At 46.4% G+C, this 13,937-nt stretch carries 15 protein-coding genes; 8 read left to right on the forward strand and 7 right to left on the reverse strand.

All coding sequences use genetic code 11. From position 1 onward, the window contains the following. Positions 1 to 129 precede the first annotated feature (129 nt). Positions 130 to 798 carry an SDR family oxidoreductase gene (locus ACAY30_RS10555; RefSeq protein ID WP_290252067.1) on the reverse strand — a complete coding sequence of 223 codons (669 nt, stop codon included), beginning with the start codon at positions 796 to 798 and terminating at the stop codon, positions 130 to 132. Between the two features lie 97 nt (positions 799 to 895). On the opposite strand from ACAY30_RS10555, the gene ACAY30_RS10560 reads away from it, so the two are divergent. Continuing rightward, complete coding sequence (locus ACAY30_RS10560; RefSeq protein WP_290252066.1) at positions 896 to 1,447, forward strand: GNAT family N-acetyltransferase; 552 nt, start codon at positions 896 to 898, stop codon at positions 1,445 to 1,447. Between the two features lie 82 nt (positions 1,448 to 1,529). Here ACAY30_RS10560 and ACAY30_RS10565 read toward each other — a convergent pair whose 3' ends face one another. Further along, positions 1,530 to 1,952, reverse strand: a complete 423-nt coding sequence (locus tag ACAY30_RS10565) for a globin domain-containing protein (protein ID WP_290252065.1) — start codon at positions 1,950 to 1,952, stop codon at positions 1,530 to 1,532. Positions 1,953 to 2,180: 228 nt separating this feature from the next. Here ACAY30_RS10565 and rimO point away from each other — a divergent pair, with 228 nt between their 5' ends. From rimO to ACAY30_RS10590, 5 genes are all read left to right on the forward strand, one after another. Next, on the forward strand, positions 2,181 to 3,614 hold the full coding sequence (gene rimO, locus ACAY30_RS10570) for a 30S ribosomal protein S12 methylthiotransferase RimO (protein WP_290252064.1): 1,434 nt from the start codon (positions 2,181 to 2,183) through the stop codon (positions 3,612 to 3,614). A gap of 277 nt (positions 3,615 to 3,891) precedes the next feature. After that, positions 3,892 to 4,455 (forward strand): DUF882 domain-containing protein, encoded by a 564-nt coding sequence (locus ACAY30_RS10575; RefSeq protein ID WP_290252063.1) that lies wholly within the window; start codon positions 3,892 to 3,894, stop codon positions 4,453 to 4,455. Between the two features lie 96 nt (positions 4,456 to 4,551). Further along, positions 4,552 to 6,030 (forward strand): DNA-3-methyladenine glycosylase 2 family protein, encoded by a 1,479-nt coding sequence (locus tag ACAY30_RS10580; protein WP_290252062.1) that lies wholly within the window; start codon positions 4,552 to 4,554, stop codon positions 6,028 to 6,030. A 2-nt stretch (positions 6,031 to 6,032) separates the two neighbouring features. After that, complete coding sequence (locus tag ACAY30_RS10585; RefSeq protein WP_290252061.1) at positions 6,033 to 6,551, forward strand: methylated-DNA--[protein]-cysteine S-methyltransferase; 519 nt, start codon at positions 6,033 to 6,035, stop codon at positions 6,549 to 6,551. 36 nt (positions 6,552 to 6,587) lie between these two features. After that, complete coding sequence (locus ACAY30_RS10590; RefSeq protein ID WP_290252060.1) at positions 6,588 to 6,983, forward strand: hypothetical protein; 396 nt, start codon at positions 6,588 to 6,590, stop codon at positions 6,981 to 6,983. 97 nt (positions 6,984 to 7,080) lie between these two features. Here the strand turns inward: ACAY30_RS10590 and rluB are convergent, their stop codons facing one another. Genes rluB through ACAY30_RS10615 form a run of 5 tightly spaced genes read right to left on the reverse strand, consistent with a single transcriptional unit; the run spans position 7,081 to position 10,912 of the window. Next, positions 7,081 to 7,953, reverse strand: a complete 873-nt coding sequence (gene rluB / locus ACAY30_RS10595; protein ID WP_290252059.1) for a 23S rRNA pseudouridine(2605) synthase RluB — start codon at positions 7,951 to 7,953, stop codon at positions 7,081 to 7,083. A gap of 38 nt (positions 7,954 to 7,991) precedes the next feature. Then, positions 7,992 to 8,573, reverse strand: a complete 582-nt coding sequence (gene scpB / locus ACAY30_RS10600) for an SMC-Scp complex subunit ScpB (RefSeq protein WP_290252058.1) — start codon at positions 8,571 to 8,573, stop codon at positions 7,992 to 7,994. A gap of 6 nt (positions 8,574 to 8,579) precedes the next feature. Then, complete coding sequence (locus tag ACAY30_RS10605) at positions 8,580 to 9,398, reverse strand: ScpA family protein (RefSeq protein WP_290252057.1); 819 nt, start codon at positions 9,396 to 9,398, stop codon at positions 8,580 to 8,582. A 3-nt stretch (positions 9,399 to 9,401) separates the two neighbouring features. Continuing rightward, complete coding sequence (locus ACAY30_RS10610) at positions 9,402 to 10,025, reverse strand: L-threonylcarbamoyladenylate synthase (RefSeq protein WP_290252056.1); 624 nt, start codon at positions 10,023 to 10,025, stop codon at positions 9,402 to 9,404. 8 nt (positions 10,026 to 10,033) lie between these two features. Then, a complete protein-coding gene (locus ACAY30_RS10615) occupies positions 10,034 to 10,912 on the reverse strand; it encodes a PHP domain-containing protein (protein WP_290252055.1) in 879 nt (292 codons plus the stop codon). Between the two features lie 697 nt (positions 10,913 to 11,609). Between ACAY30_RS10615 and ACAY30_RS10620 the strand changes: the two genes are divergently transcribed. Continuing rightward, on the forward strand, positions 11,610 to 13,289 hold the full coding sequence (locus ACAY30_RS10620; RefSeq protein WP_290252054.1) for an anthranilate synthase component 1: 1,680 nt from the start codon (positions 11,610 to 11,612) through the stop codon (positions 13,287 to 13,289). After that, the gene (locus ACAY30_RS10625; protein ID WP_290252053.1) at positions 13,286 to 13,936 is read left to right on the forward strand and encodes an aminodeoxychorismate/anthranilate synthase component II; all 651 of its coding nucleotides are present in this window, start codon (positions 13,286 to 13,288) and stop codon (positions 13,934 to 13,936) included. Before ACAY30_RS10620 ends, ACAY30_RS10625 begins: the two co-directional genes overlap by 4 nt. Position 13,937 lies beyond the last annotated feature (1 nt).

Genomic DNA, 13,937 nt, shown 5'->3' on the forward strand with positions numbered 1-13,937 from the left:
GTTTGCCAACGCTGCAGCGCACGGCCACTCGTTCATTGATAGTTTACTGGACACACGAGCACAACGTCGCCCGTCCCTTGTTGTAGCCCTGTGTTGTAACTTACTGCTCGTCGTATTTAACGCCACCGCCTACCAGGCTAATGGCTCGCCATTGGCGTGAAAAAACATACCCGATGTATTCATATCCAACGTCTCGATAAGTGCCATTATCCGCTTGGCCGCTTGTTCTGGCTGAATATCTCCGCGCAATTGGGTCATTTGGGTTTGTACGTAACCCGGGTGATAAACCCCAACGGCAATGTGTCGTTCTGACAAATCTTTCGCCAGCGAAACAGCCCCAGCGTTTAACGCGGCCTTACTCATTCGGTAGCCGTATCGGCCGCCTGAGCTGTTATCGGCGATAGAGCCCATTCTCGATGTAATAAAAGCGATTTTGCTACCTTGCTTAAGCTTCGGTAACAAAGCTCGGCTAATATTTAACGGCGCTAAGGCATTTACCATAAACTGGTCTGTAATTGTTTGAGTATTAAAATCGCTTAAGGTTTCATTACGCAATACCCCCGCGTTATTGATCAGTAGATCAACATCAACGTTAGCCAATGCACTAATTAATCTTTGTACACCTTGCTGTTGAGTGATATCAATTTGGTCGATGATGTGGATATTGGGCAACTGACCGAGTTGTTCACTCGATTGACGACACACGGCGTAAACATTATCCCCGCGAGCGCAATAATGTTGCGCGAAGGCCAAACCAATACCGCGGTTTGCACCGGTGATTACAACGTTATTTTTCACAATAAACTCCTATTTTTATTGTAATTATGGTTTATAAACGATAATAGTTATTGATTACTAATGTAAATCATTAACACCGTAATAGAAACAGGTGACTATGACTCAATACCATTTGCCCACGCTCGAAACAGAGCGCCTCGTGCTTCGCCCTGGTTTGCACAGTGACTGGCCGTTTATTTATCGCATGCAGTCTGATGTTGAGCAAATGGCGCACATAAGAACGGTTCGAACAGATGCACAACTAAAGTCTTGGTTTGTCGACTTTGCCAAGCCATTTACTGGGCAAGAAAACGCTTGGGTTACATTAACGGCAGTAGACAAGCAAAGCGAGCGGCCAGTTGGGTATTTTTGCCTGCGAATTATCAATATGTATAGTAAAACCATTGAAATCGGTTATCAGATCTGTAAATTTCAACAACGCCGAGGCTATGCGAGCGAGGGAGCGTTAGCGACAAAAACAATGGTCTTTGAGCGATGGGATATGCACAAAGTATATGCTTATTGCAATCAACCCAACGTGGCCAGCTGGAAAGTCATGGAACGCATTGGCTTGCGAAAAGAGGGATTACTAGCGCAAGATTATCGCATTGGTGACACTTGGCACAATACGTTGATTTATGGCGAGGTTAACCCGAAGTACAAGTCGTAGCATTTTAGTTGTCCACTGGATTACCCGCCAATGCGTTAACCGCACAACGTAACAATCAACGCACTTGCCCATATATGTACTGCTATCCGGTTTGTTCTCGCTCAATAAACAAGGTGGCTAACTGTTGGTAAGCGCGTTGCCACGCTTGCTCTGTTTGTGAGGTAAAATCGGCACCGAGTAACTCGCGTAACGTTTCAATTAAATGAACGCCAACAATGTGATAATGCGCAGGTTGCACGCCTGCTTGCTGGTGCTTATGCACAATGTGATCAATAACACCATTGAGTACGGATAAGTCATCTAAGTGTTTGACGTAACCCACAATGGCTTCAAATAACGCCAATTGTTGCTTGCCTGTTTGCAAGTTTTCACTGCTAAACATTGGTTGTAATTCAGGGTGGTGGGAAAATAAACGTTGATAAAAGTGTTCGGTACTGGCACTTTTCACCGCCATTAGTGCGGGGAGTGTAGCCTGAACTCGCTCAATATCACGGCTTGATAACATACGGGTTTAAATCCTTATATTTTTTACTTTCTCAGACCTGTGTACAGCGTTTAATCCACTATAAACCTAAGTCACTGTGCGGTGTATCAATTTATTAGAGTGTAGCGCACAACCGACACTTACACCCTGCATTTGATACAAATATTGTCAGACATAAAGTGCCTATTACGCTATAATCTGGCCACTTGAAATTTGCCTATGTATCATTTTATTTGATAAGGACTCTCCATGACTGTTGAGCAATTCGATCCTAAACAAACGACCACTTTGCAGACGCCAAAGAAGGTTATAGAAGAACAGTCTCGCATGACAACCAACCAGCAAGTAGAAACCGGTGTTGCGAGTAAGCCATCTCGTATCGGCTTTGTTAGCCTTGGCTGCCCTAAGAACTTAGTTGACTCTGAACGCATTCTTACCCAATTGCGCACCGAAGGATATGACGTAGTAAATTCGTACAGTGATGCGGAGCTCGTTATCGTTAATACCTGTGGCTTTATTGACTCTGCGGTAAAAGAGTCACTTGATACCATAGGTGAAGCACTGGCTGAAAACGGCAAAGTGTTAGTAACGGGGTGTTTGGGAGCCAAAGAAGACGAGATAACCGAAATTCATCCAAATGTACTTGGCGTTACAGGCCCCCACGCGTACGATGAAGTAATGAACCAAGTTCATCAACACGTCACAAAACCCGAGCACAACCCATTTGTTTCACTGGTGCCTAAACAGGGGATCAAATTAACGCCGAAACACTACGCCTACTTAAAAATATCAGAAGGCTGTGACCATCGTTGTACCTTCTGTATTATTCCCTCAATGCGCGGAGACCTCGACTCTCGGCCGGTTGGAGAGGTCCTCAGTGAAGCCAAACGCCTAGTAAAGTCTGGTGTTAACGAGTTATTAATTATATCGCAAGATACATCAGCGTACGGCGCAGACGTTAAGCACAAGCTCGACTTTTACGAGGGGATGCCAGTAAAAACCCACATGAATGCGCTGTGCGAAGAGTTATCTAAACTTGGCGCATGGGTGCGTCTGCATTACGTTTATCCATACCCGCATGTGGACGACATTATTCCGTTGATGGCCGAAGGCAAAATACTGCCTTATTTAGATATCCCATTACAGCACGCCAATAAGCGCATTTTAAAGCTAATGAAGCGCCCTGGCAGCTCAGACAGAACCTTAGAGCGGATCAAAAAATGGCGTGAAATCTGTCCTCATCTGGTTATTCGCTCAACCTTTATCGTTGGCTTCCCTGGCGAAACTGAGGAAGAATTTGAAGAATTACTCGACTTTTTACGTCAAGCACAACTCGATCGCGTCGGTTGTTTTGCCTACTCAGATGTTGAAGGTGCACGCGCCAATGAATTACCTGACCACCATAGTGAAGAGGTGAAACAAGACCGCTTACAGCGTTTTATGGCGGTACAAGCTGAGATATCTAAACAAAAGTTAGCGGATAGAATTGGTCAAGAGTACTTGGTCCTTATTGATGAAGTAAATGCTGAAGGTGCTGTTGGGCGAAGTTATATGGATGCGCCTGAAGTTGACGGCAAAGTGTTTTTAACCGACGAATTCGATGTTGAACCGGGCGATATGATATGGGCACAAGTCATTCACGCCGATGAGCACGATGTCTGGGCGGTTAAGGTAGAAGACTAACCGCTAACAACGTCCTATCAATGCGCCTTTAGCGACTAAAGGCGTATGAACAGTCGCTAAAATAGCCTCTGGATACAAAATCAATACAAATTAAAACAAGCCTAAAATTCGAGCAAAACATTAACTTTGTTAATAACTTAGTCACACCTATGTCACATCCCTAGCGGTCACAGTGTCAATGCTGAGCAGCGCAGCATTGATTTTTACTGCGAATTTGCATAATCTAGCGCAAATTTTGAACACCCCAATACAAATCACCATCAAACTTAGAGGTAGTATGAGCTTAGTTTGTCCACAACGTCGTCGCTTTTTTAAGAAAGCGGGTAGTCTCCTTGCCATCGGTGCCACAGCGTCTTTAGTCAGTAAAACGGCTTACGCAACCTTGCCCGTTGAAGCATCGACAAAGCATTTGTCTCTCTATAACCGCCATACAGGTGAGCGCGTGCAAGGGGTATTTTTTAGCAATGGCAATTATCAAACAGAGGTGATGAGCGCATTTAATCACCACTTGCGTGATCATCGTCAAAATGAAATCACAGAAATGGATCCTAAGTTGTTTGACTTTTTACATAAGATTCAACAGTACTTAGTCACTGACAAAGAAATTCATATCATTTCTGGCTACCGTTCACCGAAAACCAACGAAATGTTGGCAAAGCGCAGTAATAAGGTAGCAAAACGCAGTTTTCATATGCGCGGCAAAGCCATTGACTTTGCCATTCCAGGCATTGAGCTGAGCCGAGTTCGCGATGCGGCCAGAGCATTAAAACTCGGTGGCGTGGGTTATTACCCCGGTTCTGGATTCATTCACATTGACACTGGGTGGGTGCGCAACTGGTAACGACTTCGCCAATTTAGTAGACATGTCGCATTTTCGCGAGAAACGATGCTAATTTTCCCTTATGATTGAAACCTCATAATATCATAAGAGATTGTCATGCTACTTGAACCAGCAATTTGCCATCAAGCGCGATTGAGTAAAGATCGCCGTTTTGATGGCAAGTTTTATACCGCAGTGATCACCACGGGTATCTACTGTCGACCAACCTGCCCTGCAGGTCCCGCACTCGAGCCCAATGTGCGTTATTTCAATACCGCCGAACAGGCTGAATCGCAAGGTTTTAGAGCCTGTAAGCGGTGTAAACCAGAGCTCGCACCAAGACAACCTCTGCCAACCACAATTGAACGCGCTATTAATAGCTTGCAGCAGCAACCGTATCTCAACGTTGCTGAACTAGCTCTACAATTGCAACTCAGTGAGCGCCAACTGCAACGTTTATTTGACCAACAGTTGTCGATAACGCCACAACAGTTCATTAGCCAGCATCGCCTCATTCGCGCTCGTACCTTGTTATTGCACAGTAACCTGACAATCTCTGACGTAGCAACGATTGCAGGCTTTCGCTCATTGCGAAGCTTTAACGACAACATTAAGCGTCATTACCAAGTTACCCCAAGCCAGTTGCGCCAGCAAAACACCGCAGCGTTAAACCCGCAACAAAGCTACAGTGTAAAACTTGCCTACCAAGCCCCGTTGGACTTCAAGCGATTACTTGAATTTTTTAAAACTCTCATGATCCCGGGTGTTGAATTTATCGATGACGACAGTTATCAGCGCTCCATTCAGTTATTTAATGACGCGGGGCAAGTGACGTGCCAAGGCTGGTTTAGGGTGAGTTATTACAATCAATACTACTTGCATTTAGAGCTTCAATTGAGTGATTACCAATACCTGAATCAGGTATTACAACAAGTTCGGGTGATGTTTGACTTGGATTGTCATATTGAGCAAATAAATCAGCACCTCAAACGAGATCCGCGGTTAGCCGACATTATTCGTCAACACCCGGGCTTGCGCCTGCCGGGTTGCTTTGATTTATTTGAATTTTCTATTCGCGCCATACTTGGTCAGCAAATTAGTGTTAAGGCGGCAACCACCTTAGCTGCGCGAATTAGTCGTCGCTACGGTACGTCAATTTCAGCATCTGCCTGTGCGCCGAGTCAGCTTAGCCATTACTTTCCCCGTGTTCAAACTCTTGCCAACGCGGAGTTTGAACAACTTGGAATCACCACGACGCGCATTGCCACCCTGCGCCGGTGGATAGATTACTATCAGCAAAACGGCGCGACATTATCTAAATATCAGTCGGCAGAAGACTTGGCCAAACAATTGTGCAAGATCAAAGGTATTGGTCCTTGGACCGCACATTACATTGCGATGCGCGGACTGAGCCTAAATGACGCTTTTCTGCCATCCGATCTGGGGGTGATAAAAGCCTTTGACCGCCAGCTCAGCAGCAAACAAATATTAACTGAAGCCGAAGCTTGGCGTCCTTGGCGCGCTTACGCGACTATGTACTTGTGGGCATCGCTGAGTTCTGCTGAGGTACCGATGAACAAGGATAAATCAAAATAATCATGCTTTATTATCAATCAATGAACAGCCCAATGGGCGACATTATGGTGGTCGCCAACGACCACGGCATAACCGAAGTGGCCTTTCAACAAGGCGCTGTACCGGTGATCGTGCCAACCGAGTCAAGTGATACGATCGTCCTTGCAAACCAGCACAGTGGCCGCCGTGTTCCCGACCATTTAGCGCGCGCAATAACACAACTCGATCAGTACTTTAGTGGCCGTAGAACAACATTTGACTTACCTCTAGCCCAGCAAGGTACCGATTTCCAACAGCGCGTTTGGCAGGCCTTAACTGATATACCTTACGCCAGTACTTGCAGTTACGGCGAGCTGGCTCAACAGCTTGGCAAGCCCAAGGCGATGCGCGCGGTTGGCAGTGCTAATGGCAAAAACAAGATAGCGATTATCGTGCCGTGTCATCGCGTTATCGGCAAAAATAATAAACTCACAGGTTACGCTGGTGGCTTAGCACTTAAAGCACAACTATTGTCACTTGAAAACGCCCGTTTTACTCCGTAAACTTGCGCAGCGAGGTTAGTATTTTAAGTGGGTTTTATGAATTTTGTAATTATCGCCTTAGCGATATTGATTTTGCTTTGGATGGCCTGGCGACTATACCAAGCAAAGCGCTACAACCGATTTATCGACTGGCTACACAGCGATGTACAGCCGCGGTTATGCGAGCAATTAAAACGCGAATTGATTGCCCATCGAAGTCCTGAATACCAAAACACAGATACACACATCGATGCGACATTGCGCTATTACAGTCAATATCCGGTTCGCATTTTTGACGCCGCCGTAGAGCGGCAATTGATTGGGCCTGAGTGGTTTGAGAACAAACAAAATAAACGCCACGCCCAACATTTATTGTTTGTACAAGCGGGCATGAGACAAACGGCGAAATCGCTTTTTTGCCAAACAAAGTCCGCCGAAGAACGAACCCAATAACGCGATAACAGCATTGGTTGGTGAGTAAACTAATAAGCCGCTTTCAACAATAGCTGAAAACGGCTTAGTGATATTTTAACGTGACCCGATACCGAGCCTATCGACGCTTGCGCCTCGCCGGCGGCGCACTTTGTTGGCGACGCTGTTGATGCTTTTTGACGTTTTTGCGGATTTTGCGACTTTTGTTGTGATCTATGCGCTTTTCATCCACTTTGACTTTTGATTCGGTTTCCGGTTTCAACCCCACTAATTTGCGATAGTAATTAACGTCTTTTAAACCCAGTTCAAGCCAGCCACCTAAAGGCAAGCGACGATCCATTTGCAAATCACCATAGCGAACTCGAATCAATCGACTTACCTGTACATCTTGGCTTTCCCACAAACGACGAACCTCGCGATTACGGCCTTCGGTCAATACTACGTGGAACCAGTGGTTGCGTCCTTCACCGCCTTTATAGGTGATTTTTTTAAAGCGCGCCATGCCGTCTTCAAGTTTCACCCCGTGTCGCAAACGCTGCAACATGGCTTCATCGATTTCTCCAAATACCCGTACCGCATACTCGCGCTCTACTTCGTGTGACGGATGCATTAATCGATTCGCCAGCTCGCCGTCATTGGTAAATATCAACATGCCCGAGGTATTGATATCTAAACGCCCCACGGCCACCCAGCGACTGCCTTCAATTTTCGGTAATCGGTCAAATACCGTAGGCCGACCTTCGGGATCTTTGCGGGTACACATCTCCCCTTCGGGTTTGTTGTACACCAACACTCGGCACACCTGTTCTTGCGCATCGGCAATTTTTACGATGTGGCCGTCAAGGCGGATTTGCTCAGTGCCTTCTACGCGGTCGCCTAGAAACGCAGTTTTGCCATCAATACTGACTCGCCCTTGGCTAATAACGGCTTCCATTTCACGGCGCGAGCCCTTACCAGCTCGAGCGAGTACCTTTTGTAATTTTTCAGACATTCAATCTTCTCATTTATTTGCGTTGCCTTCACGGCAAGTTATGCTTCCTCTGTTTGAGGTTGCTGCTCAGCGTCAGCCACGTCAATGTCAGTGATATCCATCAACGGGGGTAGCTGTTGTAACGATGTTAAGGAAAAATAGTCCAGAAATTCGTTCGTTGTTGCAAACAGCGCTGGACGCCCGGGGACTTCTTTGTGACCCACAACGTGAATCCAATCTCGCTCTTGCAATGTTCTAATTATATAACTACTTACCGATACTCCGCGAATATCTTCAATTTCACCACGCGTTATCGGTTGTCGGTAAGCAATTAAGGCAAGAGTTTCGAGTAACGCTCGCGAGTATTTTGGCGCTTTTTCCTTGAATAACAAACCAATGTAGTCACTGTATGCTTGGCGCGCTTGAAAGCGAAATCCTGAGGCTACTTCAACCAGTTCAACAGCGCGTGCATCATAATCATTTTGTAGCTGTTGTAAAATGGTTTGCAGCTGTTTTTTTGAAATTGTCACTTTTTCACTTAGCGTTTGATGCAGTGTATTTAACGACAATGGCACGGCGGAAACAAATATCATTGCTTCAACAACCGATTTAATGAATTTATCATTGTGATCTTGGGCCATGACGTACTACCTCAATCTGAGTTGAATTAAACCAAATGTTTGTGCTTGGATACACTCTACCAGTGACTCTTTAACAAGTTCCAATATCGCTAAAAACGTTACCACTACTCCCGCTCGCCCTTCGTCAACCTGAAACAAGGCAGAGAATTCGGTATAGTCGTGCTTGTTCAGTTGATTTAATATCATCGCCATTCGCTCTCGCGTTGATAAGCTTTCTCTTGCGATGTGATGATGTTCAAACGCGGCGGCGCGCTTGATTACGCCCTGCACGGCTAACACCAAATCTTGCACACTGACTTCTGGGGCAATATACGCCGGTTTAAAGCCATCTGGCAGGCCGACACTGGTCTCGAAGTTGTCTCGTTCCAAACGCGGTATTAACTCGATTTGCTCAGCTGCCTGTTTGATCACTTCGTATTCCTGCAACCGTCTAACCAGCTCTGCTCTGGGATCGTCTTCATCGTCATCAACATCCGTTTTAGGCAGTAATAGTCGAGATTTTATTTCAGCCAAAATAGCCGCCATCACTAAGTATTCTGCCGCTAACTCAAGCTTCAAGTCTTTCATTAGGTCGACGTAGTCCATATATTGACGAGTGATTTCGGCAATCGGCAAATCGACAATATCAAACTTTTGTTTGCGAATTAAATACAACAGCAAATCAAGTGGCCCCTCAAAGGCCTCTAAGATAATTTCTAATGCATCAGGCGGAATAAATAAGTCTTGTGGCTTTTCGACGACCGCTTGGCCGCGCACAAGCGCTAACGGTAAACTTTGCTGAAACATTTCACCGTTTGTCTGAGCTGATTCAGCGCGCTTGGTCATTGCTCAACCACCAAACGGCTCAACAGGACCTTCACCAACGCGAAGAATCTCGGGAAAATTTTCAGTAAAGTCGACGACTGTGGTCGGTTTTTCACCGAGATAACCACCGTTTAAAATAAGGTCAACATGCTTATCAAGGTGCTCTCGGATCGCGTCTGGATCAAACTCAGCCATCTCATTGCCCGGCAGGATCAGGGTGGTAGACATCAGTGGTTCACCTAACTCAGCGAGTAACTGTTGAGCAATTTGATTATCGGGTATGCGAATACCTATGGTCTTTTTCTTCGGGTTTAGCAAGCGTCTCGGTACTTCTTTGGTACCTTTAAAGACAAAAGTATATGCGCCTGGCGTGTTGTTTTTCAGCAAACGAAAACTGGCGTTATCAACCCGCGCATACTCGGCCAATTGTGACAGGTCTTGGCACACCAAAGTAAAATTGTGATCTCGATTGATATCGCGAATACGACAAATTCGGTCGAGTGCTTTTTTATCGCCCAAATGACAACCAAGCGCATAGCCCGAATCCGTCGGGTAAACAATCACTCCACCGTCGTTGATGATAGCCACGGCTTGCTTAAGCAGTCGAGGTTGCGGGTTGTCTGGGTGCATATAAAAGAACTGACTCATAAATATCCTTAATTCCAATGACGCCATACCGGCGGAACATCGGCGGTTAATTGCAAATTGCGGCCCAGTTCACTCCACCTATTTGGCGCGTGAAAATCAGAGCCCACCGAGGCTTGAAGGTCGTATTCAACACACAAGCTCGCCAATAATTGTTTTTGTTGGTCGTTCATTTGCGGCGACACAATTTCCATGGCATCGCCGTTAGCGGCTTTAAAGTCAACGATTAAGCGACGTAACCACTTTGTCGATAACTTGTATTTCATCGGATGAGCAATAACGCTCTGACCGCCCGCTTTGGCAATTACCTCAACCGCGTGTTCGACACTACACCACTGCGGCTTAACGTACGCTCGTTGACCTTTGCCGATGTATTTATCAAAGGCTTTTTGCATACCACTAACATGGCCTTGCTCGTGCAATGCTCGAGCAAAGTGTGCACGTGTGATCGACCCGTTTTTGGCTAACAACTTAGCGTATTGATAACAATCAGCAAAGCCGGCTTTGGCCAATTTTTCGGCCATTAGTGTTGCCCTTGTCTCTCTTGCTTGTTGTTGTGCATTGATAAGTTCAACTAACTGTGGATGTTTTGCATCGACGTTTAAACCGACGATGTGAATTTCAAAATTCTGCCACATGGTCGATATTTCGATGCCGCTTATCAAACGTAATGGCAACCCTTTTAGCTCAATAAAAGACCGTGCAGGAGCTAGCGCATCAACGGTGTCGTGATCGGTAATGGCAAGTTGCTCGACCCCCATTGTATCTGCCCTCAACACCAATTCTTGTGGCGTCAATCGACCGTCAGAGCAGGTTGTATGCGAGTGCAAATCAACTCTGATTAATTTGTGTTGCTGGATTAAATTATCGACAATAGGTCTTGACTTCATCGCCATTTTACGCTGTTCTATAGATAACAAGCCATTTTACGTGGTTAATTGATGAATTAACAGCGACAACAACAATTAAAGTCTGATAGTTGCTGACAGTACAAGACACAATCGTCGATTTGAGAGCGAATAGCACATGCCGAAACTGAGTTCAATGACCAAGGTCAACAACAAGCATTGGTGGTTTCATAACACATAGAAAGTGGGTTATGTGCGTTGTCGTATCTGTATTTTAAGCCCGCTTCTCGCGGGCTTTTTTGTACATGGATGTACTTATCCTCGCGAGCCATGGGTGGTGCTAGCGTGGGTTTGTACATGGATAGTGTTAGCTAGCCGAGTACTTATCCTCGCGAGCCAAGGATGGTGCTAGCGAGGGTTTGACTGGATGTACTTATCCTCGCGAGCCATGGATGGTGCTAGCGAGGATAAGTACACGGATGAGCTTTAGCTCGTAGAATACTCGGCGATCTCAACCGAACGCGTAGGCGTATGAAACACAAGTGCGTTCGTGAATGAGTACGTATCAAAACACATAAGATTGTCGATTCGCTCATCGCTGAACAAATAAAGCAACAGGCATAAGTATAAATAGGAGCCAAAACAATGTTAACAATCAAGGTAAAAGCATGGTTTATCTGGTGGTTACAACCACTGTACGCTGGATAACTAACAACAGACTCATTTGAAAAGGCAAACCATGAAGACAAAAAAGAACAACTGCGCAGCGGCTAAAACCGCGCAAACCGAACACCTTAACGAGATAAACACCGGCACATCGGCCGACACATCCTCCGTGCGTATCGTCACCCAAACACTGAGTGCTCCGTACCAAGCTGATCCGTTATCGCTTTACCAAAAGTTAACGGTTGACTCCAATCAGTCGCTATTATTGGAGTCAGCTGAAATTAGCGACAAACGCGCGTTAAAATCGATTCTCGTTCTCGACCCCCTGTTAAAAGCGACCTGTCACGGCAACAAAGTGGTGGTAAAAGCGCTACAACAACAAAGCAACGCCGCCTTAACGCACTTAGCAGATCAATTGGCCGCAAACCCCAAATTACACATTTCCATGGATAAGCATACGCTGACTATCAGCTGTCAGACAGAGGTCGAACCTTGCGATGAAATGTCGCGCTTATTGGCTACTACGCCGCTACATGTATTACGTCAAATTCAGCAGTTGCCTCATGATGACCATCCCTTTTCACTGTTTTTAGGCGGTTGTTTTGGTTTTGATTTGATCACGGTTAGTGAAGTATTACCCGATGTTGCACAGGGCGAGAACCACTGTCCCGACTTTGTCTTTATGCTCGCCGGCTCGCTGTTGGTCATCGATCATCAGCAACAAAGCTGTGAGTTAATAGTCAACTCAATCATAAGCGCAGACGATAAGCTTGCCGAGCGCCAACTCAAAGCACAGCTTCGCTTGGCAGAATTGCAGTTTCACTGCCAACAACATTACCCGAGTACCGAGCTCAACCTCGACCAAGATGTTAGCTACTCTGCTACTGTTGACATCAGTGATCAGCGCTTTTGTCAGCATGTCGAAACCTTAAAGCAACACATTAGAGCCGGTGACATCTTTCAGGTGGTGCCATCTCGCTGCTTTGGCCTGCCGTGTGCAAACCCGTTACTTGCGTATCAAGCGCTAAAACAAACTAACCCAAGCCCCTATATGTTTTATTTACAGGACCGCGATTTTAGTTTGTTTGGTGCCAGTCCAGAATCGGCGTTAAAGTTTGCTAGCCAGAGCCGGCAAGTTGAGCTGTATCCCATTGCGGGAACGCGCCCTCGCGGCTTTACCTCATCCGGGGAATACTGCGCTGATCTCGACGGCCGTATTGAGCTGGAATTGCGCTGTGACGTCAAAGAAAACGCCGAGCATTTAATGTTAGTTGACTTAGCTCGCAACGACATAGCGAGAATCTGTGAAGGCGGGAGTCGTTATGTGGCCGAGTTACTCAAAGTGGATCGATACTCTCACGTCATGCACCTAGTCTCTCGAGTGGTGGGCAAGTTGCAACCGCAACTCGACGCCTTACACGCCTATCAAGCGTGCATGAACATGGGCACTCTATCTGGCGCACCTAAAGTGATGGCCACCACGTTAATACGGCAAATAGAGGGCAAGCGAAGAGGTAGCTATGGTGGAGCCGTCGGTTATTTAACCGGACAAGGCGACATGGATACCTGTATTGTTATTCGCAGTGCCTTTGTCAGCGACAACCAAGCGATCGTTCAAGCTGGCGCAGGTGTGGTTTACGACTCTATCGCCAGTGCTGAAGCCGACGAAACCCGACAAAAAGCGCGCGCGGTCTTGCACGCCATCGCAATCGCTAACGCAAATCAAGGTGTCCGCCAAGGAGGCTTGTCATGAGCCAGTTGTTTATTCTCGATAACCTCGATTCATTTACGTATAACCTCGTGGATGAGTTTAAGCGCTTGGGTTACGACCCGATAATTTACCGCAACACTCTGCCTGCTCAGTATATTTTTGAGGCCATGCAACAGCAAGATGACGAAGTTATCTTAGTGCTTTCACCTGGACCGGGCTCGCCCAGTGACGCTGGTTGTTTAATGGCGTTAATCGCACTTTGCCACGGTCATTACCCGATGCTAGGTATCTGTCTTGGTCATCAAGCATTAATTCAGTACTTTGGTGGCCGTATTGGTCGTGCTGGCGATGTCGTTCACGGAAAAGCGTCTTTGATAACGCATACCGAAACCGGGCCATTTGCCCAGCTACCACAGCCACTTCATGTCGCAAGGTATCACTCATTGGTCGCCCAATCGATGCCATCAGAGTTGCAGACCTTAGCCACATACAACGATGTAGTCATGGCTGCCGGTAGCGACAGTGAACGCGTTTTGGGTCTGCAATTTCATCCAGAATCAATATTAACGTCGAATGGCAGTCAGTTACTGGAACAATGCTTGCACTACCTATCAACTTGTTCGATGGCGGTGGACAACACGTGCTATGGCTCAACGTCAACCACTCGGACAGCGGGTAAAAAGGGGTAAG

It is taken from the genome of Thalassotalea ponticola, assembly GCF_041379045.1.
Lineage (GTDB): Bacteria > Pseudomonadota > Gammaproteobacteria > Enterobacterales > Alteromonadaceae > Thalassotalea_A > Thalassotalea_A ponticola.

Excerpts from the sequence above, each read along its gene's own strand:
- ACAY30_RS10560 (WP_290252066.1), top strand. The coding sequence starts at position 896 with ATGACTCAATACCATTTGCCCACGCTCGAAACAGAGCGCCTCGTGCTT.
- ACAY30_RS10565 (WP_290252065.1), bottom strand. The coding sequence starts at position 1,952 with ATGTTATCAAGCCGTGATATTGAGCGAGTTCAGGCTACACTCCCCGCA.
- rimO (WP_290252064.1), top strand. The coding sequence starts at position 2,181 with ATGACTGTTGAGCAATTCGATCCTAAACAAACGACCACTTTGCAGACG.
- ACAY30_RS10575 (WP_290252063.1), top strand. The coding sequence starts at position 3,892 with ATGAGCTTAGTTTGTCCACAACGTCGTCGCTTTTTTAAGAAAGCGGGT.
- ACAY30_RS10580 (WP_290252062.1), top strand. The coding sequence starts at position 4,552 with ATGCTACTTGAACCAGCAATTTGCCATCAAGCGCGATTGAGTAAAGAT.
- ACAY30_RS10585 (WP_290252061.1), top strand. The coding sequence starts at position 6,033 with ATGCTTTATTATCAATCAATGAACAGCCCAATGGGCGACATTATGGTG.
- ACAY30_RS10590 (WP_290252060.1), top strand. The coding sequence starts at position 6,588 with ATGAATTTTGTAATTATCGCCTTAGCGATATTGATTTTGCTTTGGATG.
- rluB (WP_290252059.1), bottom strand. The coding sequence starts at position 7,953 with ATGTCTGAAAAATTACAAAAGGTACTCGCTCGAGCTGGTAAGGGCTCG.
- scpB (WP_290252058.1), bottom strand. The coding sequence starts at position 8,573 with ATGGCCCAAGATCACAATGATAAATTCATTAAATCGGTTGTTGAAGCA.
- ACAY30_RS10605 (WP_290252057.1), bottom strand. The coding sequence starts at position 9,398 with ATGACCAAGCGCGCTGAATCAGCTCAGACAAACGGTGAAATGTTTCAG.
- ACAY30_RS10610 (WP_290252056.1), bottom strand. The coding sequence starts at position 10,025 with ATGAGTCAGTTCTTTTATATGCACCCAGACAACCCGCAACCTCGACTG.
- ACAY30_RS10615 (WP_290252055.1), bottom strand. The coding sequence starts at position 10,912 with ATGAAGTCAAGACCTATTGTCGATAATTTAATCCAGCAACACAAATTA.
- ACAY30_RS10620 (WP_290252054.1), top strand. The coding sequence starts at position 11,610 with ATGAAGACAAAAAAGAACAACTGCGCAGCGGCTAAAACCGCGCAAACC.
- ACAY30_RS10625 (WP_290252053.1), top strand. The coding sequence starts at position 13,286 with ATGAGCCAGTTGTTTATTCTCGATAACCTCGATTCATTTACGTATAAC.